Source organism: Paenibacillus sp. J22P15, assembly GCF_056269345.1.
This window is the reverse complement of the sequence record NZ_JBWDNT010000035.1, coordinates 1-24288: the sequence shown is the minus strand read 5'-3', so window position 1 is coordinate 24288 and position 24288 is coordinate 1. Positions and strand designations below refer to the sequence as shown.

The 24288-nt window shown below is 42.9% G+C and carries 19 protein-coding genes; 9 read left to right on the top strand and 10 right to left on the bottom strand.

Annotation, left to right across the window (positions count from 1 at the left end; genetic code table 11):
• Positions 1 to 405: hypothetical protein (locus tag AC0YN6_RS29945; protein WP_475751835.1), on the top strand; the 405-nt coding region annotated here is incomplete at its 5' end.
• A gap of 165 nt (positions 406 to 570) precedes the next feature.
• On the opposite strand, the gene AC0YN6_RS29940 is transcribed toward AC0YN6_RS29945, so the two are convergent.
• The 7 genes from AC0YN6_RS29940 to AC0YN6_RS29910 form a co-directional block, all read right to left on the bottom strand.
• Entirely contained in the window at positions 571 to 1320 is a 750-nt protein-coding gene (locus AC0YN6_RS29940; protein ID WP_475751833.1) for a phytanoyl-CoA dioxygenase family protein, read from the bottom strand.
• A 63-nt stretch (positions 1321 to 1383) separates the two neighbouring features.
• The gene (locus tag AC0YN6_RS29935) at positions 1384 to 2265 is read right to left on the bottom strand and encodes a carbohydrate ABC transporter permease (protein ID WP_475751831.1); all 882 of its coding nucleotides are present in this window, start codon (positions 2263 to 2265) and stop codon (positions 1384 to 1386) included.
• Positions 2266 to 2276: 11 nt separating this feature from the next.
• Complete coding sequence (locus AC0YN6_RS29930) at positions 2277 to 3191, bottom strand: ABC transporter permease (RefSeq protein ID WP_475751830.1); 915 nt, start codon at positions 3189 to 3191, stop codon at positions 2277 to 2279.
• A 92-nt stretch (positions 3192 to 3283) separates the two neighbouring features.
• On the bottom strand, positions 3284 to 3448 hold the full coding sequence (locus AC0YN6_RS29925; protein ID WP_475751828.1) for a hypothetical protein: 165 nt from the start codon (positions 3446 to 3448) through the stop codon (positions 3284 to 3286).
• A 54-nt stretch (positions 3449 to 3502) separates the two neighbouring features.
• Entirely contained in the window at positions 3503 to 4894 is a 1392-nt protein-coding gene (locus AC0YN6_RS29920) for an extracellular solute-binding protein (protein WP_475751826.1), read from the bottom strand.
• A gap of 82 nt (positions 4895 to 4976) precedes the next feature.
• The gene (locus AC0YN6_RS29915) at positions 4977 to 7013 is read right to left on the bottom strand and encodes a GxGYxYP domain-containing protein (RefSeq protein WP_475751824.1); all 2037 of its coding nucleotides are present in this window, start codon (positions 7011 to 7013) and stop codon (positions 4977 to 4979) included.
• Positions 7014 to 7238: 225 nt separating this feature from the next.
• Entirely contained in the window at positions 7239 to 9590 is a 2352-nt protein-coding gene (locus AC0YN6_RS29910) for a helix-turn-helix domain-containing protein (RefSeq protein ID WP_475751822.1), read from the bottom strand.
• 493 nt (positions 9591 to 10083) lie between these two features.
• On the opposite strand from AC0YN6_RS29910, the gene AC0YN6_RS29905 reads away from it, so the two are divergent.
• From AC0YN6_RS29905 to AC0YN6_RS29890, 4 genes are all read left to right on the top strand, one after another.
• Positions 10084 to 10641, top strand: coding sequence for an AAA family ATPase (locus AC0YN6_RS29905; protein ID WP_475751820.1), 558 nt, complete (start codon positions 10084 to 10086; stop codon positions 10639 to 10641).
• 121 nt (positions 10642 to 10762) lie between these two features.
• Positions 10763 to 11332, top strand: a complete 570-nt coding sequence (locus AC0YN6_RS29900; protein ID WP_475751818.1) for a nucleotidyltransferase domain-containing protein — start codon at positions 10763 to 10765, stop codon at positions 11330 to 11332.
• Between the two features lie 721 nt (positions 11333 to 12053).
• Positions 12054 to 13106 (top strand): hypothetical protein, encoded by a 1053-nt coding sequence (locus AC0YN6_RS29895; protein ID WP_475751816.1) that lies wholly within the window; start codon positions 12054 to 12056, stop codon positions 13104 to 13106.
• A 186-nt stretch (positions 13107 to 13292) separates the two neighbouring features.
• A complete protein-coding gene (locus tag AC0YN6_RS29890) occupies positions 13293 to 14585 on the top strand; it encodes an aspartate aminotransferase type Ic (protein ID WP_475751814.1) in 1293 nt (430 codons plus the stop codon).
• Here AC0YN6_RS29890 and AC0YN6_RS29885 read toward each other — a convergent pair whose 3' ends face one another.
• Positions 14586 to 14789 (bottom strand): hypothetical protein, encoded by a 204-nt coding sequence (locus AC0YN6_RS29885; RefSeq protein WP_475751812.1) that lies wholly within the window; start codon positions 14787 to 14789, stop codon positions 14586 to 14588.
• Between the two features lie 511 nt (positions 14790 to 15300).
• Between AC0YN6_RS29885 and AC0YN6_RS29880 the strand changes: the two genes are divergently transcribed.
• The 4 genes from AC0YN6_RS29880 (at position 15301) to AC0YN6_RS29865 (ending at position 19972) form a co-directional block, all read left to right on the top strand.
• Positions 15301 to 18495 carry a fibronectin type III domain-containing protein gene (locus AC0YN6_RS29880; RefSeq protein ID WP_475751810.1) on the top strand — a complete coding sequence of 1065 codons (3195 nt, stop codon included), beginning with the start codon at positions 15301 to 15303 and terminating at the stop codon, positions 18493 to 18495.
• A 325-nt stretch (positions 18496 to 18820) separates the two neighbouring features.
• Complete coding sequence (locus AC0YN6_RS29875; RefSeq protein WP_475751809.1) at positions 18821 to 19072, top strand: DUF3986 family protein; 252 nt, start codon at positions 18821 to 18823, stop codon at positions 19070 to 19072.
• A 118-nt stretch (positions 19073 to 19190) separates the two neighbouring features.
• Positions 19191 to 19655: a hypothetical protein gene (locus tag AC0YN6_RS29870; RefSeq protein ID WP_475751807.1), complete on the top strand. Its 465-nt coding sequence runs from the start codon at positions 19191 to 19193 to the stop codon at positions 19653 to 19655.
• Positions 19656 to 19768: 113 nt separating this feature from the next.
• Positions 19769 to 19972 (top strand): DUF2199 domain-containing protein, encoded by a 204-nt coding sequence (locus AC0YN6_RS29865; protein ID WP_475751805.1) that lies wholly within the window; start codon positions 19769 to 19771, stop codon positions 19970 to 19972.
• A 413-nt stretch (positions 19973 to 20385) separates the two neighbouring features.
• On the opposite strand, the gene AC0YN6_RS29860 is transcribed toward AC0YN6_RS29865, so the two are convergent.
• A complete protein-coding gene (locus tag AC0YN6_RS29860) occupies positions 20386 to 20850 on the bottom strand; it encodes a VOC family protein (RefSeq protein ID WP_475751803.1) in 465 nt (154 codons plus the stop codon).
• A gap of 934 nt (positions 20851 to 21784) precedes the next feature.
• Entirely contained in the window at positions 21785 to 23209 is a 1425-nt protein-coding gene (locus AC0YN6_RS29855) for an amino acid permease (protein WP_475751801.1), read from the bottom strand.
• Positions 23210 to 24288 lie beyond the last annotated feature (1079 nt).

Below are 24288 nucleotides of genomic sequence, written 5' to 3'. Positions count from 1 at the left end.
AAAGGAACCAATGCAGTGAAAGTTGAAGTTCCAATTGCAGACGGAAGTGCATATACAGTTAGAATTTCATTGCTGGACGCCAAGGGTAACGTAATTACTTATGCAGATGATGCAGGCGTATTAAAAGATGATCATTCTGACGTTTATGAGGGAAAAGCAACAATGAGTGGATTTCAAAAAGTACAACTATCAGGGCCAATATCCAATGACTGGTGGCATTTATATGCTTGGCAAAACGGTAACCCGATCACATTCAATGGAAGAGCATATGCTATTAGAGGTGTTGACGATCTAAGATCACTCAGAGTTTTAGGAAGCTCTGGCGTTATTGAGGTTGTTTTGGAAGATTTTAATGGCAATAAGTCTACGCCTGTACAAGTTCCATTTGGAAGTTTGGTCGAATAAATTTTTAAGTTCGGTTGAAAAAGCGCTTGAGGCCAAATGTCCCAAGCGCTTTTTCTGTTTTATGTAGGCGGGATGGACGAGTACGGATGTTATTCATGTAAAAAGAGAGCGCCCGTATGTGTGACGAGCGCTCTCAAAGGATATATGGCATTATAGGTTATTATCTTACGGATACTGGGCCAACCATTGGTCGCTTCCGACCGGACAAGAGTCGTATGTAATAATCTGTTCGCCTTGGAGCTGCGGGTTGCCTGTCGCGTTGTAGCAAACAATGAACGAACGGCGGTGATGATCCGACTCATTCGCAGCGGAGCTGTGCAGCAGATTGCTATGAAAGAACAGCGCAGAGCCCGGTTTCATCTCGCAGTGGACAAGCTCGAATAACGATTCGATTTGCCCGATGCGGGTTGCATCTGCGCCGGTCTGCTCGCCGACTTTGCCGTGTTCGAGCCTGCCAAGCTTATGGGAGCCGCGTAGCACGCGCAAGCAGCCGTTCTCTCGAGTAGCGGCATCCAGCGCGATGAACACGCTCATCATATGAGGGTAGATGAACCCTTGGCCGTACCAATAGCCGTAATCCTGGTGCCATTCCCATGCCCCGCCGGAATGGGCCTCTTTCAGCATCACTTTACCGTGAAAGAATGCGGCGTCCTCACCTAACAGAATACGTACGCCGTTGACCAGAGGGGGGCAAACGGAGACGGCCGACCACATATCGGACCCGAGTTCGTGCCAAAGTGCCAGTCGGGCTTTCCGGCCAGAACTGTCCATATTGCCATAAGCAGTGGCGGCCACGCGATCTCCGTGTTCCACCTCTCGAATCATTCTGCTGACTTCCTCGCCGGAAAATAACCCTTCTACCAATAAATACCCGTCTCTGTTATAACGGGCGGTTTCTTCATGTGTCAAATACATAGCTTCTATTCCTCCTCGACTGAATTGAATAATAACTAGAATTATCTTATATCTATTCCATAACTACTCCTTTAGAGATCCAATCAACACACCTTTCACAAAATACTTCTGCAGGAAAGGATAAACGAGCAAAATTGGAACGGTAGATACGATAATAACTGCGTATTTTATGATTCTTTTTGCCTGCATAGCATCAATATCGCTGTTGGTGATCACCAGATTTTCCACGCGGTTCTGAATCAGGATTTCCCTTAAAAATAACTGGAGCGGGTACATTTCCCTGTCCCGTAAATAAATGACCGCACTGAACCAGGAGTTCCATTCTCCGACCGCGTGAAACAGCCCCATGACCGCCACGATGGCCATCGACAGCGGCAGCACGATTCTGAAATAAATGTAAAAATCATTGGCCCCGTCTATTTTGGCGGATTCAATCAGCTCTTCGGGAATACTTTGAAAGAACGTTCGCATCACGATTAAATTCCATGCTGAGATCGCGCCCGGCAGAACGATCGCCCATACCGTATTCAAAAAACCGAGCGATTTCACGAGCAGGAAGGATGGAATGAGGCCGCCGCCGAAAAACATCGTAATGACAATAAGGATCATCATAAGCTGCTTCCACATCAAGCCTTTCCTGGATAAAACGTAGGCTCCCATAGATGTAACCAGCAAACTGATAGACGTTCCGAGAAGAACATAAAAGATCGTATTTTTGTACCCGATGGCCAAATTGGGATTCTGAAAAACCAGCTTATAACCAGCCAGCGTTGGCTCGATCGGATAGAATAGAATGCCTTTATGCGCATAGAGACTGCCGGGATCGCTAAAGGAGGCGAACAGGACATACAGCAGCGGATACAATGTCGCGATCATGAGCAGGGTCAATAACGTTACATTGAACATATTGAAGAGAGAGCCGCCCAAACTTTGCCTTCTTTTCATCGTTAGTCTCCTTACCAAAGACTGACATCGTTCAGTCTTCTGCTAAATCGATTGGCACAGTAAAGCAAGATGAAGTTGATGATCGAATTAAACATTCCGATGGCGGCGCTGTAGCTGTAGTCGGCTTGTTCCAACCCTCGTCTGTACACGTAGGTAGAGATGACGTCCGCAGTATCGAATGTAAGCGGATTGTATAAGAGCAGCACTTTCTCCCACCCTACGGAGAGTAAAGAGCCCATACTCAGAATCAACAGAATGACGATAGTCGGCATAATGGAAGGGATTGTGATATAGATGACCCGATGAAATCTCGAGGCCCCGTCAATTTCAGCCGCTTCATACAGATGAGGGTTGACGCCTGATAACGCCGCCAAATAGATAATGGTTCCCCATCCCAATTCTGTCCAGATGCCCGAACTCACATATATCGTCCGAAACCACTCCGGATTCGTCAGCAGGCTGGAGCGTTCTCCCCCGAAAAATTCGACCACATCGTTGATGAAACCCGTCGAACTCGTAATGTCTATGATGATGCCGGAAATGACGACAACGGATATAAAATGAGGCAAATAGGTAATTGTTTGAACCGTTTTTTTGAACAATTCAGCCTTAAGCTCATTTAAGAGTAAAGCCAAGAGGATAGGGGCGGGAAAACCGAAAAGCAGACTGTAGAGGCTGAGCAAAAAAGTATTCTTCAGAAGCTTCCAAAAATAATAACTATGAATAAAGTCGTTAAAATGCTGAAGCCCAACCCACGGGCTGCCTAGAATTCCGAGTGTTGGCTTGAAATCTTTAAAGGCGATAATCGCGCCGTACATAGGCGTATAATGGAATACGATGTAGAAAACAATCATCGGTAGCGCCATGAGGTAGAGGTATTTGTAGAGCTTGAAGTCTTTAGCGGCTCTGGTCCAGAATATACCCACTTGCGTCCACTCCATTTCTGAGGAATGACTTGCACGGGGAATGTAATCGGCCGTTTCATCGTTTCAGCGATTCATCCCCGTATTGAACCGAATCATCTCTTGTTCAGCCTCTCGATTGCATGCTGATAATTGGCGGTAACTTCATCGATTCCAAACGACTTCACCTGCTTGACGTAATCGTCGAATTTGCCCAGCGGCTCAACACCCATAATGAACTTCAATGTCATCTCGCTTATGTAGGTCTGGGCATCCGTCATCGTTTTTGTATTTGTCTCTTGCTCGTCGATCGTGAAGGTGATACCAGATGGCAGCTATAACGCGATATCCGCTTGACCCCAGAGCTTCCAGGCTTCATGCTGCTCCGGCCAAGGGTACTGCATCAAATTTTGACGCATATCGATGTTTTGCTTTAACAGGTTGGGGAAATACAATGAACCGATTTTAGCCGGATTTTCCTTGTACTTATCCGTAAATTCAGGTTTACCGTTCACCAGTTGATAAGATTCTCCTTCAATTCCCCAGTTCGTCAGCAATTTACCTTCCTCAGAGTAGAGATAGTCAAACAATTGGATGGTTTCCTTCGGATACTTATTGTTCGTCGTAATATATTTGATTGAGCTTTGATCCACATACCAGCCGTAATCGTCTCGAATATGCAGCTTCTGGCCTTTCTCCCGAACGGGAATAGGCGCCGGTACAAACTTGACTCCAGCTTGAATCTTATCTTTAATCGAAGCGTACCAATAAAGATGCATATTACCAACCGCACCGACCACACCGTTTTGAACCATAGGCACGACATGATCGTTGAAACTTTGAGTTGGATAATCTTTATGGATCAATCCTTCGCTGTACCATTTATGCAGCGTCTCCAAGTACTGCCTGTATCCCGGTTCAATCGGAGCGAATTTGACTACGCTATCCTCCTGATAGAAACCGTCTGAGGGAACATTGAACGCACTTGCCAAGAACGAGCCCGGGTTCGATGTGGACCACGATAATGGGGCTTCCAGATCAAATTTTTCCTTGAATGTTTTGAGTGCGTTATACCAGTCATCGACCGTTTCCGGCATCGGCAGACCTGCTTGGTCGAGCAGATCCTGGCGGATCATCGGGCCATTATAGGCATATCCCTCATCGATCGACATCTCATTGCTGATTTGAGCACCGAATCCGACCAGTTGACCGTCGTCGTTTTTAAGCATCTTGGCAACTTGAGGGTCAGTCTCCATGATTTTCTTTAAGTTGGGCGCATATTGGTCGATCAGATCCTTCGTATCGATGATCAACCCATCCTTGATGGCTTGCCCGGGTCCGCCTTTATAGGCATCGAAATTGCCGACAATGATATCCGGCAGATCGCCGCCGGTCACCATGAGATTGAATTGCGCCGCTTCTTGCCCCACCGGAGGGTGGATAAATTCCAGTTTGATCCCCGTTCTTTTCATAATTTCTTGTGCTGCGGGCGTTTCCGCCATGTTATTGAAAAACTGGACATCGCCTTCCTGCAGTCTCATAAAAACTTTAAGCGTAATCGGTTGTTTTTTGCCATTCGAATCACTTGGGTTCGTATCGGCCTTCTCGGAAGAATCTGCTGTAGTATTTGCCGTTTCATTCGAAGCCTGGCTGCAGCCTGCGACCGCCATCAATATGACGCTCAGCAACAATAAGGTAATCGTCTTGATTTTCTTTCGTATGAACAAAGCAAATCCCCCTCTGACACGGTATGCCCTACAGAAGGGCATACCGTGTTCGCATGATTTAATGACAATAAGCTTTTGTTAGCTATTTGGTTTCTTGGATCAATTGGAAATATTGATCTGCGCGTACCACTTCATATTCCGGACCAATCTGCTGCGTAACTTCCAGCAGGTCGCTTGGCGTGAATGTCCATGCATTCACGGCAAGTGAAACGAACTTCGGCGATTTGCCGTCCCAGATGTCTGCCTCCTGCTTAAGCTTGTCAAGGAGTTCTTTCTTCGTTCCCGCAGTGCGAAGAATCGACTGGGGCGTCTTGCCGTTCAAGAACGAAATGTTCGACTTGTCATTGAGCATCATCATGATCCCTTGAGGTTTGAAATAATCCGTATAAGCTTGTGCTTTGAAGTCCGTGAGCGGATTATTATCCAGATTTAAGATGTACGTGACGCCGAAGTCGCCGCGCTCCATGTATGACTTTGATTGCTTCATAAAGCATCTGAAGGTTTGATCCGGCCACTGGCCTGGATAGAAGTAACCGACGCCGGATGGTCCAGCAATAAGCAAATCTTTGACGGATGCCGACTTCTGATAATAAGCGAGCATCGCAGGCGCCGCATCTAGCAGCAGCGGACTTACGGTCCAGTTGATCGGTACTTTTCCTCTGTTCGGATCATCCCATGATTGTCTCAGCCGATGCTGATTGTATTGCAAATTATCGCCTTCGCCCATATTGTACGTGACATAGATTTTATTTTGCAGCGGCACCTTTGGCGCCGACTTCTGCTTCATCACCGGGGCGCGAGTGCCGGAGAAGACGGTTAAGTTTGAGAAAAAGTCCGCAGCGAGCACATAAATACTGTTTTGTGACAGCATCTGTGTGGACTTGAATTCGCCTTCCACATCATGATCGAACCAGCCGAGGTATGGCGTACCCGGTTCGCAGTCTTTGATGATCTTCTCGAACAGCTGCTTCTCCTGTTCATTCGTTGCATCCAGCCAGAACACCATCGCTTTGTTGGCAACGGCATAGTCCCTCAATAAGCCATAGGACCTGCGATCCGCGTCTTCCCAGGCACGCGGAGCCTCATTCGTCGCGGAAACCTTAAATTCGTTCCACATGTCGACGGATACCGTATAATTCGTCGTGCCTGCAGGCGGAGTGAACTTGTATACCCAATATCTGTCCTGATCCGCATACCGGTGGCCTTCATACCCTTCGCCTGCAACCGAATTTTGCCGATCGTACAAATATTTAGCCTCGGCCTCCTGACCGGGAATGAATGTATCAATGATGGTATCGTCCGCCTTGATCGTAACTTGATGGACCGCTGGACCCCATCCGTCTTCTTCGAACGAATCATCGAAACGTAAGTAAATATCCCCCCCAGGCACATAACTAGATAAGTCAAGATCGTAAACTTTTCGGTTCGAGCTATTTTTAATAGGTTGTAACTCCTCAATGAGCGTTTTGAATTGTTCGGGGATTTCCGTTGAAATGTTCACTTTAACGCTTGGGGTAATCCCGATCAGCATACGATGCGTCGTTAGTGGCCACAGGTTCTCGTACTGCCAGGTATACGCATCCAAACGGTCCTTAAAGCGGCCGCGCAAATCATCGATTACCTTAATCTTCTTCTTATATCTCAACTGAATGCTCTCCGCCAGCTCTGGGCTGACAACGATGCCGCCTCGCAGTCCCGCCAACGTCGTAGCCACGTTAATCGAATCCTGCACCTTCGGATCATAGATAATGATGCCGTTAATACGATGAATATATTTGTCCAGCAGCTTCCAAGGATCCTCGTACATCTTCGTTGGAAGGTTCAGCGTCTTGAGCCAGGTAATGATCGTTTCCTGATCTTCAATAACATAGATGCTTGGGCGTTCCCGGTTCACGAGACCTTGCAGGGTGACAAGCATCATTCTCATGTCACCGGACAGCTTTTGCTTTCCCATATCGATGACATCAAGATGCGTTGCTTTGGCGAATGAAGGTAGCTCTTGATTTTCAGGCCACGTAATGCCATTCGGTCTATTCTTTTGGGGCGAAGCCGAACCCGCAGAGGCGAAAGATGTAGTTAGGATGATTGCCATGATGAGAACGATCCACTTCTTGAACACAACAACACTCTCCTTATTGGACATTAGAATTTCTTTTACGAAAATCTGCTAGAGTTATAACGAGCGCCCGTTACATTGCTTAGTATAGGATCTATCCGCCGTTCATGTAAGCCCTTTCTTTTTGTGCGAGACTGGAATTATTGCTTCTGGGTAGAAACGCCGCTTTTTAACGCGAAAACGTGAATTTTTAATTAAACTTCAAAATTTGTATCCAAAAAAAAGACGTCACCCCTTAAATTTTCCGGGTGTAACGCCTTCATATTTCTTGAAAAGCCTGATAAGCGTGTCTCGATTCGTGAAGCCTGCACGCGCAGCCACTTCCTTAATGGTGAAATCATTCGCTGCCATCATATCTTTGGCTTTCTGAACCCGTACCTTTTGGATATACTCGAGCAATCCTTCCCCTGCATGCTGCTTAAACATTTTAGAGAGATAAGGCAAGCTCACGTGAAATTGTTCCGATATCATGGAGACGTTTAAATCCGGATTGTGATAATTACACTGCGTAAACGATATAATCTCAGCGATAAGCGTACTTTTATTGCTTTTATCCGTACCAACAACATACTGCTCGATCTCATCTATAATTGCGAATATTTCCAGCTCAAGCTGCGGAAGTGTCTTGCAGTGCAGCAGGCGGTCAGTGGGATTTAGGCTTTCCAAAAACTCCTTTTCCAGCTTGATGCTAATTCCGTTTAATGAAGTGATGACAGTATGTATCAATGCAAACATATTGCACTTGACGATATTTATCGGCACCTGTTTTGAGTTGTTAACGATGGTTTCTGAGATCACCTGTTTAGCACTCTGATAGTCCCCAACCTTTATACAATTGGCAAATTGGTATTCTTTAATATCGGAAAAGTCATAATTCATGCTTCCTTGTTCACTGGTCTGAATGTCCTCATAATGGATTATGCTTTCACTTCCGAAAATTAGTTTGTACTCGATGGCTTCAATGGTCTCGTTATACGCAAATTTAATATCCTTCAGTTTTGAGTACAGCCTGCTAATGGAAACTGAACAAATGATGCCGATTCGATTCGCGAATAATTGAATAGCTTGTTCGGCAATTTCAATCACTTCGTCCTTTTGCTTCGTTTTATCATGTTCTTTGATATTCACGAGGCACACCATGAACTGATCCACTTCCAGAACAAATCCGTTATTGTTATGCTGTCTGAGGTAATCCTCCAAAACATTCTTCATTACTAAGTGAACTCGTTCATCTTCTCTAAATATATCCTTTGCCGGTTCATGAGTGACGTTGCTGGTGCTGGTATTTTCCAGATAAAACAAGAGAAGCGCATAATGATTGGATTCGAATCTTATGTTATAGGCATCTGACAAGTCTGAAACAGAAATGCTGCTATCATGATTTCCTTTCATGAGACGAATCAAGAAATGATCGCGAAGCGTTTCTTTCTGCAGCCTGTATTTTTCCTCTACAAACTGCTTTTCCTCCACGATATTGGAGACCATCTCTTCGATAAATTTATATTCATTGCATTGGACCTTGGGAAGAATGCCGGACTTCTCACCGATGACGTTTAACAATTGACGGATCGGGCCATAGTTTTTTCGGGAGAATAGATAGGTCAAAACCCCGCCCAGCACAAAGATCAGAATCATGCCGGACAATGCCAAATTGCGGATAACGATGGCTTTGTACATAAACAGATTACTTGGAATGGCGGTAACATACTTCCAGTCCGTGATTTCGGATGGGATGGAGGAAACGGTCATATTTTTCCCGTTCAACTTCATGTGTGTCACGCCAAGATCCGATAGCCCGTCATAGTTTAACTCTTTATAATCTGTGGGTTGACCCGTTGTATAGATGAGTTGATTGCTGCTGTTGATGATGGAGACGGTTCTCCCGTCACTCCATTCCATATTTTTAAAAGCGCTTTCAAAGATGGTGTTGTTCAACTGAATAAAAATCGTTGCCAACGGCTTCTCCGGATTTTTAGAGATATAAGGGACAAGGGAGGTGGCAAAAACAATCGTACGCCCGGAAGCGTCCGTATCCTGGCCATTCATGTCCAATGGTAAATATTGATTTGAATGATACGCCTTAATAAATGAATCCCACTCACGGCTGCCCATGTTGTAACTGCCGTAAAATTGCCGGTAAAAGGATTCCGAATTAAATACACCGTTAGTCGATAAGATCATATCGGTATAATTGAAATAAACGTAAAACTGACTAAGAAATTGATTTGAAAGCTTATACGTCTCGAATTCCTTAAACAGCCCGTAATTGGTATACCTTTGAATCGTATCCACTGGGGTCCGTGTATTCATAAGCGCTTTGACTCTTGAATCGTTTCCGACTCTATTCGTCAATTGTCCGATATCTCTAAGCCGGCTGTCGATGTTTAGCTGAATCTGCTTAATGACAGCTTCGTCAGCTCTGTTTATTTCCTGTTTAATCACTTCAAGAGATTTGAAAAAAAAGACACAACCGATTATGACAGGCACTAGCAAAATGAATAAATAAGGCAGCACAAAGGAAACTAGAAAGGTTCGCTTATTGAATAGGAATTTCCTTTTCATATTTTTGATATTCTGCAAACGAATTAGGTCCCCTTTCAATAATCGTTGCTAATCTATATTCACATCATTACTACATCAACATGCTTTAATCCTTTATTTCATGGAAATTTAACGCACTTGTAGTTATTTAGGTTAAACAACTTTAGTCTAGTAGTTCTGGTACACATCTGTAAGTGCCGAAAGACCATAATATTATGTCGTTGCGCTCCCGGGAAACGAGAGAGTTGTAAAGATAAAAAGAGAAGCGCTGCGACAGCGTTTGATATTTTATTTGAAGTAAGGGGAAGGATACGTAACAGAATATTGTAACTGGATGAATTGTCAATGATTTGAAACATTTGCAAATGTCTATCGTCTATACTGTGAAGAGATTAGGACAATCGGTTTGTTGCGATGGACCTCTTAGATGCTGCGAAATGGCTAGTTGGCAGTATCCGTAAAAAAATCAAGAATTAGTATGACGATCTAAGCTAACTGGCAAGAGACTAAATATATTGCGGGAGTGGAGCTTATGAAGTTGATATTAATATTCGGACCACAGGCAGTTGGAAAAATGACCGTTGGACATGAGTTGGAAAAATTATCGGGATTGAAGCTCTTCCATAATCACATGACCATTGAATTACTTTGTCCGTATTTAGGATTTAGTCCTGAAATGTGGGAATTATCAAATCTATTCCGTCAAAAGATATTTGAAGCAGTCTCAAAGAGTGATTTGAATGGATTGATATTCACTTATGTATGGTCGTTTGATTCGAAACAGGATTGGGATTACGTGGAAAATGTTTGCGAGATTTTTGAAGGAAGTGGTGGAGAAGTTTATTTTGTAGAACTAGAAGCTGATTTAGATGAAAGAATTAAACGTAATAAAACCCCCTTTAGACTGGAACATAAGCCTTCCAAAAGGAATGTCGAACAATCCGAACACAGAATGAGAACTGCAACAGAAAAGCATAGGTTAAATTCATATGATGGGGAAATCACAAGAAAGCATTATCTTAAAATTAATAATACAAATCTGACTCCATTAGAAGTTGCTAATAACATTAAAGAAAAGTTTAGATTGTAATTGGGAATTGGGAATGACGATTTTGCTAACGGGTAGCTAATAGCGTAATAAAGCCTCGTTGAGCTAACTCGCAGGATACAAGAACAATGGTGATGAAATAAACTGAAAATGAGACTGCGAGGTGGCGCTAATCGAAAAGTGTATTGAAGTAAACAAAATAATGAATGGATTTCGTATGCCTTGGGCTATTGCTGGAGGATGGTCGATCGATCTCTATCTAGGTAAAATAACACGAGATCACTCTGACATTGAAATAGCTATATTAAGAGACCATCAATTAGCTATACGAGATTATCTGACTGGTTGGAATTATAAGAAGGTCCAAGGTGGAAAAATAATAACGTGGTTGGAAAATGAAATATTAGAACTACCTATACATGAAGCCTACGCGGAAAAAGCTACAGAGAAGATCGAGATCCTCTTAAATGAATCCGACAATGATTGGTGGATATATCGCAGGGATTCTCGAATACAACGAGAGATGCAAAAAACGATATTAATTACAGCTAACGGAATCCCATACTTAAGTCCAGAAATTACATTGCTATTCAAATCAAAGAACCCAGAACCAAAAGACGAAAAGGACTTTAAGAATATTGTTAATTACCTGAATGATGAACAAAAAGCTTGGCTGCAAACATCGCTTAAGCTCGTATATACCGAGCATCCTTGGATTGAGTCACTAAACTAACGGGCAAAATAGTTCCAGTATGTGGTATATTTTGGTAAGGGATTTGAACAAGGGGGGGCAATGTTGAGGGAGATAAAGTATCCAGTTAAGAGTCCTACAAGGCTTAGAACCATTATAGGCATGATTGTTATTATATTGAGTCAATCTATTCTTGTATTTAGATCATGGGATCAGAGTGGTGTATTCTACGCTTCGTTAACGGTGATTCTTCTATGTTTAGTTGTACTGTTACTCGCATTGTACAGAACATTTTTCAAGAAACCAACCGAGTTATGCCTATCCAATGAGCAAATCATATTAAATGGGAAAATAATTAGTTCGAGGGATATCAAAGTGATAATGACCAGGGGGTACTTTAAACCTGTTATCGGGATATTACCTTACAGGAGGAGAATCGTCCCAATGGATATGGAATTTATGTATTTAAAGGGTGAAGATAGAGGTACCTCGGATTTAAAGGGTTGGGCAAAAGTGAACAATGTAAAGATGGTCAATAAATCGTTTCAAACGTGGATATAAGTGTATTCCCTAGCACTATTCGGTACGATTGTTTTCTTATTCAGATGATGGGCTTAACTAGGATGACATACTTGTTCGTTACGCTAATGGGCAGTTATGTGCAGTGTGTAGATTTTTATTGAATTATTTACATGACGATTTAAATGCTCTATACTGCATGGGTATATATGGGGATTTATTCATTATAAGGAGCGATTAGTCAATGAAAGAAAGTTCTTCTGACACCCCAACTACTAGAATACAACTAGATAATTACGGTTTCGCTGGTATGGATGCATCCCAACTCGGAGCAGTTAAATCAGTTGCTGATTATTATCAAATCCCTTTAACAGCAACGCAGATTTATGGTATGACAGGTCTTGCTTTCCTATTTGTTCTTGACGAGAATTTAGTTCAGCCTAATGCTGGTCCGCCAGAACCAGCAATTTTTCGACTTGCACGGAATATTGGCCTTGAAATTGAAGGGTTTCACCAATATGCCGAAGGTGCGGCTTTTTCTAGACTTCAAGGCGAGGCTTGGGAGAAAGCAAGGATGGCAATCAACTCAAATAAGCCTGTGTTTGCGAAAAATTTAGGCCAAGACAATCAAACCTCTGTTATCGTCGCTTATGATGATGTCGGATACTATATAGATTCATGGCATACAGGGTATGAACTCAGTCAAGAGGTTATCCCGTGGAACTTCCTAGGTTTAGTCCATTGTCCGTGCATTAATTGTGTAAATGAACGGAAGATTTCCGAAACTAGGGACTCGACGAGTGGTTTAATTTCATTACATTGGGCTGCCCCCTCCCCCGTTAAAGATGAAAGGAATGCTTTTGTGGAAACACTACAATTCTCTATTCATCTAATTGAAGAAGGGAGTTATAAGTGGTCAGGGAAAACGTACTTTGTTGGTTTTCGAGCGTTTGAAGAATGGATAAAGGGTTTGGAACGTAATACTATTTATAAATTTGATTTTGCTCTCATTATTGAAGTTGTTAACGAAGCTAGGTACCAGGCAACTCTCTTCTTGGCAGATATAAAGGATAAATTTAATGGCAAGTTGAAACAGTCAGCTAATGAGGCAATTAGTACATACACCGAAATTTCTTCCAGATGTAATAATTTGAAAAATAGGTTCCCGTACGAGCAACCACACGAGCTGTTTAATGATACTGAAAGAGAAGACATTATAGCAATTCTAAAAGAAATATCGTTGTTAGAAAGGAAAGCTTTAACTTATCTAAAGGAAATGTATGTTGCTTTGAGCTGAGTGATTTGCCTTGTTACGATTATAAAGCCAACACGGTATTAAGCTAACGGGGAACGTTAGTTCAATAGCACACAACGACGAGCAGGCACTGCGGTAGCCTGCTCGTTTTATTAAACTAACGAGCAGTTATCTTCAACTGATATGGTATAATTTATCAAAAAAGTTCTTTGACAGGAGAGTATGGGAATGGAAAATCATACTGATTACATCAGTGAAGATGTAAACGAATTGAACAAACATTATCTGATCATGAAAGAAAGATACGATGAGTATAAGAATCAGAACATGATATTGGATATGTCTAGAGGCAAACCATGTCCTGAACAACTTGATCTTTCCACTGAAATGCTCGATATCTTGATATTTGATGATCACTTAAAGGCAAAGGATGGTTCGGATTGTCGCAATTACGGAGGTATTGACGGAATTCCTGAAGCAAAAGAATTATTTTCTCAAATTCTTGAGGTTAGCACAAACGAAATCATTATTGGTGGCAATTCAAGCCTTAATATGATGTATGACACTATATCCAGAGCGATGCTTCATGGTGTTTACGGTAGCGGATCGCAATGGGGGAAGCTTCCAGGCATAAAATTTTTGTGCCCCAGTCCAGGTTATGACAGGCATTTTGCCATATGTGAGCTCTTAAATATAGAGATGATCGTAGTAGACATGTTGCAGAATGGACCAGATATGGATACGATCGAAAAGCTTGTCAGTGAAGATGACTCTATCAAAGGAATATGGTGTGTTCCTAAATACAGTAACCCTGACGGAATCACATACTCGGAAGAGACGGTAGATAGACTTGCTCACATGAATACTAAAGCAAGGGACTTTAGAATTTTTTGGGATGATGCCTATACTGTTCACCATTTAACTAAACCCGATCAGTTGAAAAATATACTTGCGGCCTGTAAGGCAGCAGGAAATCCTGACCGTGTTTATATGTTCAGTTCTACCTCTAAGATTACTTTTCCTGGTTCTGGCATTGCAGTGTTAGCATCCAGCGAGGAGAACTTGAATTTTATACGGAAGCAGATTTCTATCCAGACAATTGGCCCCGACAAGATCAACCAACTTCGACATGTTCGTTTTCTAAAAAATATTGATAATTTAAAAGTTCATATGGAAAAGCACGCAGCTATAATAGAACCCAAATTTGATATGGTATTAAATAAGCTTGAATCAGAGTTAAGTGGAAAAAATATTGCGTCATGGAATAAACCGAACGGGGGTTATTTCATTAGCCTTAATACATTAGACGATTGTGCTAAAGACGTAGTAAATATGGCAGCAGAAGTCGGTGTCACATTGACTAAGGCAGGGGCTACATTTCCTTATGGAAAAGATCCAAGGAATCGAAATATACGTATAGCCCCTACTTTTCCATCAGTTAAAGAGCTAGAAACAGCCATTGAAGTGTTATGTCTCTGCGTTCAATTGGTAAGCATAAAGAAGATTCTATCTGAAAGGTAATTAGTTTTTTATAATGCCTCGCACACCGCCAGGTCTAGCCATGTAAACTCCCCAGGTTTGCACCATCTGCTCCGGAGTTAAATGCAATACGTCAGATGGGGCTGGGAAACGACGCAAAGTGGCTAATGAACGAGGACTAAAAATATCTTCGAACGCTTTGCAGTATTCTTTTGATTTTGTAGCTTTAGTTAGTCTAGACTTCATAATAACGCCTCCTAAGGTGAGTTCTGAGGGCTCCAACCCAGTACATACTCATCCTAGCGGGGCGTTCGTTTTTCTGCAAATTGAATCTACTAACACCTACAGGAATGTTAACGGGGAACGTTAGTTCAATGGAGGACTCTATACAAAGATGAAGGAGCTGCTGCCGCAGCTCCTCTTACTTCTTAACAAAATAAGAAATTTTGTACATATGTCTTAGATTGTCAGTACGGAGACTGCCAGAAGAAGAATTCGTAGGATAACCAATTTCTCTAATCGGGCAAGGGAGAGGAAAGCGAAGGCGACCGAATATTGGTCTCGCGTCCGGCGCATGGTCGACCATATTGAGGAATTGCTTGGATGAACCTCACTGTGATGTTAAATTCCGTACTTGTTTTAGATAGGCGGGGGCAATACGTTTTCATTTATATATTCATAACGAGAACTTATATGATATATTATTCGAAATGAATAATAATTTATAATTGGATAGATGATGAATAAGGAGGCATTTATGAAAAGGTTGCGATTAAAGGTTCAATATTTGCTCATTACAGGTATGCTTGCGCTGCTGTTCGTCCCCCTCTCATCCTATGCGGCGGAACAGAGTGCCGTTAGCGAAAGTGGTTTAACGGAAGCCATTAATGGGATGGGAATATCGGTGACGTCTCCTGCTAACGGTACTATAGTGGGAAATCAGCTATACATAGGACTTAAAGTTTCTTATACAACGTCCCAAATTGCAAAAGTGACGGCACAGGTTGATGACGTTACTATGAATTTCGTTTCATGCGGGGTGAATTATACCTGTTGGAAGGGAACAATGGATATTTCTTCTTTACCCAAAGGGGAAAAGTCAGTATTGATTACCGCTTGGGATTCCAAAGGAAACTCAGTCAGCAAGACTATCGATATCATCTACGATGGGAAGCCGGTCCTTCAGGTTCAGCAGCTTGCAACAGATTTTACTGGACAGACTCCGAAACTCCGCGTTCAGGCAACCTGTACGGATGATGATCCTAACGGTTGTACACTAGAGATATCTTATGGCAGCGAAAAAATAACCCGAGTAAACAGCATCGATCAACATATAGATTTGGGCGAATATATCGAGCAGGGACTTGATATTTCATTGACGGCTGTAGATTCAAGAAGTCAAACCGCTAGTCAGAGCTTCTCGGTTTGGCCGGAACACAGCGAGTGGCTTCGCCTGGTCGATACGGTGGACGGCGATATTCTGGATGTCAGCACGGAAAAAATATTATTTGATAACCGTCAAAAAAAGCAGCTGGGTATCAAAGACCGAAAATCCGGTGAAATCATTACCGTTCCCTACGATCTCCCTGTAAACGATGTATTTAAATACGGCTTTTTGACTCCCCACGGCGCTGTTATGGCTCGTCAATTAGATAAAGGGATAATGGATGCCCCGTCCGCCCTTTATGAGTGGAGAGACGGCAAGCTCGATTCTTTAGGGTATTTCCATTCAAGTTTCGCTTGTGAGCAGGAATATTTTCTTTGCAGTATTCACGATGTACCCGTAAACCAAAACTATGCTCTCTATAAAAATAGTGATCTTATTTTACGAAATTTGGTGACAGGAACGAACGAAATTATTCCAAGTCCACCGGAAGAACTTATCATGAGATTTTTTCTTACTGGAAATGAGGTCTATTTTGAAACTTACGGTATGAGTTGGGAAAATCCTGGAGGAAGCTATAAATACGACAAGGGCACTATTACTCCCTTGGACTATTCCACCTCTGAAACTTTCTTATCATCTATAACAAATGGCCATTATACCTTGTTTTGCAAAACCAATAGCTATAATTCACCGTGTTCTTTGGTGCTTCGCGGACCCGATGGCGATCAGGCCATAGGCGAGGTATGGTCGGACGTAAGAGGAAGGGATTACCAATTAAATCAAGGTTGGGTAGCTTACAACCGTCCAACAATTAGCGGAGAGCAGCTATGGCTTCGCGCTCCCGACGGCCAAGAGCAGCAGGTTGCAAATTTCCGCACAAGTTACCCCTATATAATCGCTTACTTAGCCGAAAACGGTGACGTCGCTTTTTATAACGATAACAAGCTGTTTCTTCGTAAATATAAGGCTGACGGAATAAGCGATCCTCTAGAAATCGGAACATCCGAACTGCGGCTGGTACGGCTGGACGGTCAAGAATATGGAATGATTGACAATACGTTATTTGCGTTAAAAAAAGAAACGACGGCACCGACGATCGGCAGTGTGCAGCCTTCGGATGGCGAGACGGTAACCGTGAATAATCCGGTCTTATCCGCTGTCATTTTGGATCCCGATTCGGGAGTGGATCCCTTTACGCTGATAGTCAAAGTCGACGATCAAATGCTGGAATCCCGCTATGACGTGGAGTCGATGACCGTGACCGCGCCAGCCTCTGGATTGCAGGATGGTACCCATTCCCTTCTGATCCGTGCTACAGATAAAGAAGGAAATATTTCAGAGCATTCCGGCAGTTTCACTGTCAAGAAATCTGTATGGTCTGTATGGCCAGAAGGAAGCAGCTTGAAGGCAGAGAATGTCGAACGGAATTCACTTTCCTTATCCTGGTCGACCGCCCGGGAGAGCAATGGTTACCGGATATACAGGAACGGGGAACTCATAGATACGGTGAACGGAAACGTCCATTCGTATGATGTAACGATGCTGCAGCCAGATACCAGATACATCTTTAAGGTGGAGTCAGAGCTACCGGACGGCAATTGGTCGACGGATGGACCGTCTATGTCGGTGAGGACGTCAAGTCCATTCTTAGAATGGCTTAACAAGCTTCATGCCGCCTTCGTTGCCGGCAATCCAGCGGACATACAGGACGTGAGAAATCTGCTCGATGAAATCGCGGGGCTGGACGATTCGGCCGATCAGTCGCTGATCGATCCCTTATGGAACAAAATCAGCGCCAAGCTGCCGGCATCAGTTGATCAGGCCGAGCTAAAGATCAGCCTGTTCCGAATCGTCAAGGCTATCGGTTCGTTACGTTACGATCCACAGTTGTCCGATTTGGAAGCCATTCGGACGAATCCGGAATTCATAGCGGCACTAGAGACGATTGCAGCGGCCGGAGGCCATCCGAATGTATCGATGGACGATTTCCTTATCCTGATTTTTGGCGACGGAAGAAATGTCGCAGGGATAGAAGGAACAGTCAGCGATATACTGAAGGATATGAAACCGAAGGAACTTGCGGCACTGCTCGCCAATAAGGATCGAATGAATGCGGTCTTAAGTAAAGCGCTAACTGAAGTATTGGCTGATAAAAATACGTATGCGCTCAGCGCGGTGCTCTACAAACTTGATGTTAAGCCTAAAGACGTAAGGTCGGCGGTGTATAACTTCCAGGTAAAACTGAAATATGACGTGCCGGCCATTAACGCGTTAATCGTTGCTTTTATCCGTTCTGAAGCGGATGAGACAGTCAAAATAACTGCGAACGGCAAGAAGCACGAATACGGGCTCAAGGTTCTCGGAATCGAGCTTCCGTCCATTATTGTAAAATGGACAAAAGTATCCGGGAGCGACGATGTGACCGTGAATTTGAACGGAAAAGTATCCATTCCGAATCATGCCGCAAGCGGTACAGCAGTCATACAAGCATCACTGTTTAATCCTTACGGCGAGAAGGCGAAAGTCATCTTCCAAAAAGAAGTGACACTGATAAATGTCGACTGAATGGCAACAGGAGATTAAGGTATATTCGAATTATAAAGGAGCTGTCTCAAACTTAAAAACTTTTGAGCAGCTTCTTTTTTATATCGATTATGGATTTTGAGCGGATGTATCTCCTTTCGATTGCTGTTGAAATCTTAAAATCTGGAAAGACACTTCTTCCCTTCAAGACCAATAGGGATTCAATATTTTGATAAAAGTGGTAAGAAAATCGATTTTTAAGTTCAATTTGACGTTACGCTAACGGGCAGTATAGTTGAATAAACCATAATGTTTAGAACCTATACTTAGTGGTGAATTATTCCGAAATGAAGGAGTTAAAGAATAAATGGAAATAAGCCATTGGCACTTGGGGTATTACAAGGATGGCAATGATATAGAGGCTGTTGGTTTTTTTGAAGATGGCAAATGGGTTGTTTATTACAATGATAGTCATGATACAGGTTTGTTTGCAAAGACTCAGCCAAGACATAAATTGTTTGGTGCTGAGATTTTAAAGGTGCATGACTACGAAGAAGCAGAAAAAAAATTTAATGAATGGGTAGAAAGCATTCTACTTCCATATAGAAAAAAACGCTAGTCCTTTGTTACGCTAACGGGCAGGATAGCTTATCAGCAAAAGGAGAGGCTCCTTTAAAAACATTCTTAATAAATAGAATGTCTGTCTATGAAGCATCTAAAAAAAGGGGGAATGTGAAATGAATTTTCGAATGATTGTTTTACTCCTTGCATTTATGATTATTGTGATAGGTTGCACAGACAAAAAAGAAAAAGACGAAAAAGAAAAAGACGAAAAAGAAAAAGACGAAAGTAAAGTTATGCTAGAAGATGTTGTTCAAGCAATTCGTGCTGAAGGTCCCGAGTTAATTCCTTGGAAACATACTAGTGAGTCCTATGCGCTTAACAATGTACATCCATCTGCTTTCACTATCGGAAATGCATTTGAAAATGTCGCCCACCCCGAAGCAATTTACGTTTATATTTTTGATTCGGAAAAGGCCGTAAAAGAAGCAAAATCAAAAGTCAGTGGTAAGTTTATAGTAACTACCATAACGGCTATCGAAAATTATGAGCAAAAAAATGCTTTAGTCGTGTATTTGGCCAATGGCGGCAAGATTTATAAATTCGGTAACAAAATTCAAACAGCGATGCAAAAGTTATAACTCGATTCTAGGGCGACACCCCAACGAAACGTAGTTCGTCAGATCGCAGTAACCCATTAGGCTAACGGGGAACGATAGTGAATTAAAACTATCTTAGAAAGGACAACATACTTGTGGAAAATAATACTGGATTTATTTGTTCATATTGTGGCAAATTTCATGAAGAACTTCCAATGAGTTATGGCAGTCCAGCACCTTACTATTGGTATGGAATTGATCCGGAAGAACTCGAGGAGAGCACTGAACTAACTTCAGATCAATGTGTCATTGAGGGGAAGCACTTCTTCATCCGTGGACTAATTGAGATAGCGTATTAATGAGTACCAGTAAGTAGATGTGCAGCACCGGCTCACGCTGAATTAGTTTGATTACATGATTTCGACTTCAGAAGATATTACTTTTTTATGGTGTTTGATTCTGACTGTTCCTTAAAATACACTGCACGACATAATTCATTCGATGGTCGAGCAAAGAACCGTACGGGTACAACGCCGGCCGATTTAATATCGCTAAAAAAGACGATGGTCGCTCGTAACTAATTATCGCTGTAGCTTTATAATAAAGTTTGATAATTTTAAAGCTACATACCCTTGATTTTTCGTTAAAGAGACCAAGTATTTTTAAAATAAAGTTTGATAAAAACTGAACTTAACGACGAAGGGTTGCCACCAGGCAGCCCTTTTGTTATTCAACTATCGTTTCCCGTTAGCGTAATAGTTCTCTTGATCGATTATGGTTGCCAAGCTTCCCATATGTTACCGTCTGGATCGGCGAACGTTATGTTGGGTCCACTTGTCACACGTTCTTCTAAAATATTCACTCCGTTTTTCTTGAAACGTTCAATTAGTTCCTGGAATCGTGGAGTAATGAAGCATGCCATTGCATGGGGCTTGCCGCTGTCCAATGACCATGAAAAGCGTAATCGACCACCTTCTTCGTCAGATTGGTGAAGGAAAAGAGCAGGCACAACCTGCCTTAAACCAGGTGAAGGAAGATTTCCATTCCGATCGGGAAGATTCAAGACAGCTATCACCATCCCAGGCTCAACACGGTCCTTGTTTGCAGGTTGGTACCCTAAATTCTTTTGGTACCATTTAATAGACTCGTAAACATCATTTACTGGGACGTAAATACAAGTTACTCCCGTAATGTCCTCCAGTCTTTCTTCCACTTTGATTTGCTCATTTGCCTGCATATCCGTTTCCTCCCTCGCATCATCTCAAATCAATAATGAACACATTCTACACCTCAATAATGTCTAATTTTATCATTACTACACATTGGATTATATGTAATTTTTTTATATTCCTTACTTATTCGTTAAGTTAAACTGCCCGTTAGTTTAATGAAGCACCGTCAGTCTATTTTTTGTAGTCTACAACAAGATTTGATTTATTTCGGAAGTGTAATGGAAATATTATCAATCTTTATTCCAAATTATCAAACTTTGTTTTAAGTCTACAATCGCCCCAGTGGGATTACCGTTATCATAAAGACAAACCTGGAACGGTACAACATATTGAAAATCGTACATATTCAGGCGAAGCTGTTCCTTTTGGAACAGCATTTTTAATGTTCATTTTATTTAGGATAGGTGATAACTATGAAGAAATTAAAGAGGCTTAAGGATTCACCTCAACTGTGGAGGGAGAGGGATACCTTTGGGATCATTGGGACGGGACGAAGAGTATTGGCGTAAAGTGCAGAAGATAAATCCTTTTACCGGATGATGATGTATTGATATCTCAACTCACAACACAATCGACAATGACCAGTAAAGGTAAAATGCTTCCGGAAAATAAGAGGGATATGAAAGCGTGGGCTCAAGTCTCCGGACTAAGCTGACGCTTATGTTTTGACATTTGGTGAATACTTGATGGAACCAGACGAACATATCATGCTTCCTTCTATTGAAGGTGTAACGATTAAAAGAATTAACTGTGCTTGGTAGGGAAAATCTTTATTTTATGAATATAAGTTCTTGTCCAAAACTTGAGGCAAGAACTTATATTCATAACCGCTATGGACAAGAACTGGGATTCATAACCGTCGTAGCTTTCTCATGGACCTAACGGCGCTGCGCGTCTGGCGGAAAAGCGCCCATCTTATGATGGACGCCTTTCCTAAATTCAACGCTGCCTGACCTTACATTGTTTTGTTTGGACTTTCTGATACTGCAGCAGAAGCGGATAGAATAGGATGCTGCTGACAATCAGCCCGAGTCCAAGCAGGAACGTCTTGAGATCCGCGGTACCCGCCACGATTACCCATAGCGAGTAGATGGCGGCCAAAGCCGCAATTACCCCCTCGGTCACCCTCTCCTTCTGCAACGAGTAGGTTTCGCCGGTCCAGGTCAGCTTGAAGTGGTAGAGCGATGCTATCAGATAAGGCACCAGATAGGCGAGCGTAGCGATATAGATAATAAAATCAAACGCCGCCGAGATGGAACCCGAGATCGTGGACAGCAGCAAAATCTGGCCGAGTGCGATGGAGATCCAGAGTGATACCTTCGGCATGCCCTCACTATTCTCTTTGGAAAAAAACGGAAGAAACACACCCAGCTTGGCCGCCTGGAACGGTACCTCGGCACTAAGCAGCACCCAGCCGATCGTTGATCCGAACAGACTGATCAGTCCGAGGCCTGCGAGCAGCTTGCCACCGATGGGTCCTAGCACGGTGGAAATGCCGTCCACCAGCGGGTTCTGGGAATTCATCAGTTGGTCCTGTGTCAGTAGACCCATAGTTAGGATGCTGATACCGACATACAGCACGATGGAGATCAATAGCCCTGCGATGGTCGCGCGGCGGATATCCTGTTTGCGGTGGGCGCGTGCGGCGAAGACCATTGCGGATTCCACGCCGATGAAAGCCCACAACGTTGCAATCGCGGCCGCGTTAACCTGGGAAAGTAGGCCAAGCGTCTTCCCGCTGTCATTGGTGCGCGGAGCCAGGAATGGCCCGATATTGCTCTGTTGGAACGCAAACAGGGCAATCACGATGAAGAGCGCAAAGCCGATGACCTTGGTCACCGTAGCGAAAAAATTCAATCGCCCCGCGCTGTTCATGCCTTTTAGGCAGATGGCGTGCGTTCCCCATAGCAGTACCGAGCAGACGAGGAACGTCAGGGCATTGCCCGCTTTTAATGTGAAGTTCCCGAAGGTCAGCCATACCTTGTTACTAGTAAGCACCGGGAAGAAGGTAGACAGGTAGCTCGCGAACGTCGTGGTAACCGCCACAAAACCGGCGATATTGCCGAACCAGTATCCCCAGGTAGACATAAATCCGGCCATGAGAGAGCTGTGCGAACCTTCACGAAACAGCTCCTTCGCATAGATTTGCGGACCGCCGCTGAGCTCAGGCTTGCGGACAGCCAGGCTGCCGAAGACAAGCGCCAGCGTAAGTACACCGAGTCCTGTAGCGGCCCAGGCCAGAATGACCCCGGCAGGACTCGCCGCTTCCGACAGAGATCGAGGCAGCATAAAGATTCCGGAACCGACCATGTTGCCGACCACGAGGGCGGTCAGGATCCAGAATCCTAATTTATGTCTGGTCATGATGATAAACCCCTTTTGCAAAGTTTTGAAAATTCACTGGCTGATATAAAAAAATGAACTGACAGGTACCTATAATACACTTTCTCCTGATAAAGCACCAGAGTGAATTTCAGGAGAGTGCTTATTTTGTGCAGCGGGTAAGTTTAAATGTCGAGGGACAAGAACATATACGCTTAAGAAGTCGCCAAAATGGAGGCTTTTTGGGTTTAACGAAATAAGTTCTTGTTTAGACGCAAGGACAAGAACATGTAATTATAACCGATTAGATATTTGTCTGATGAAAGATGAAGTGACAGCTTTAGAAAAGTTGGGCTTGTTCCGGTGCCATTTGAACCATTTAAACTAACAGACAGGATAGTTAAATATTTATAACATCGCAATAATTGTTATGGTTTGGGAGCTTTCCTCCTAGTACTCGGTTATTTTGACAGCTATCGTTGTTAGTTTGAATGTCTTAGACAATCCACAGAAATCGTGGATTTTTTATTTTATGGATATAAGGTCAACCTGTAGAATCAGCGAATATGTCGTTATTCTACGAAAATGGATTTGCAGACATTAAGCGTTTAGTTTAGCAACAACATATTGTATTTCGTAGTTGTAACCTCTGAGGTGAAATCATGATAAAAACAATATTAGTGATTCTGTTCCTCTGTACTATTTTGTTTGATTCTCTGACTAACGCTGCATCTACAGATGATTAATGTCAAAGACTTGTGCTTACCGTTCTAACACCAAACATAGAGGTACAAATAGAAGACTATTACAGAAACGAGCTATCATATCCACCAACATTTGCTCCATTCATGGTGGTACTACACTGGAGTTCAAATACTCTGAATCGCATATTGATGTAGGAAAGGATAGAATAAAATTTCTAATTTGTTCCGCATTGAACCCGCATTAATTGCAGGTTTTCTTTTTAAGCAGTATAGACTCTTGTAAAATCACAATTCAGGTTGCAAACTAATAAGACATTTGTTCAGCTATTTTACCCGCTAGATTAATCATAGGCCACCGAAACATATTCTGGGCCTATTTCGGTTAGCGGTACAGATTCTTGACATTCCCTTCTTTCA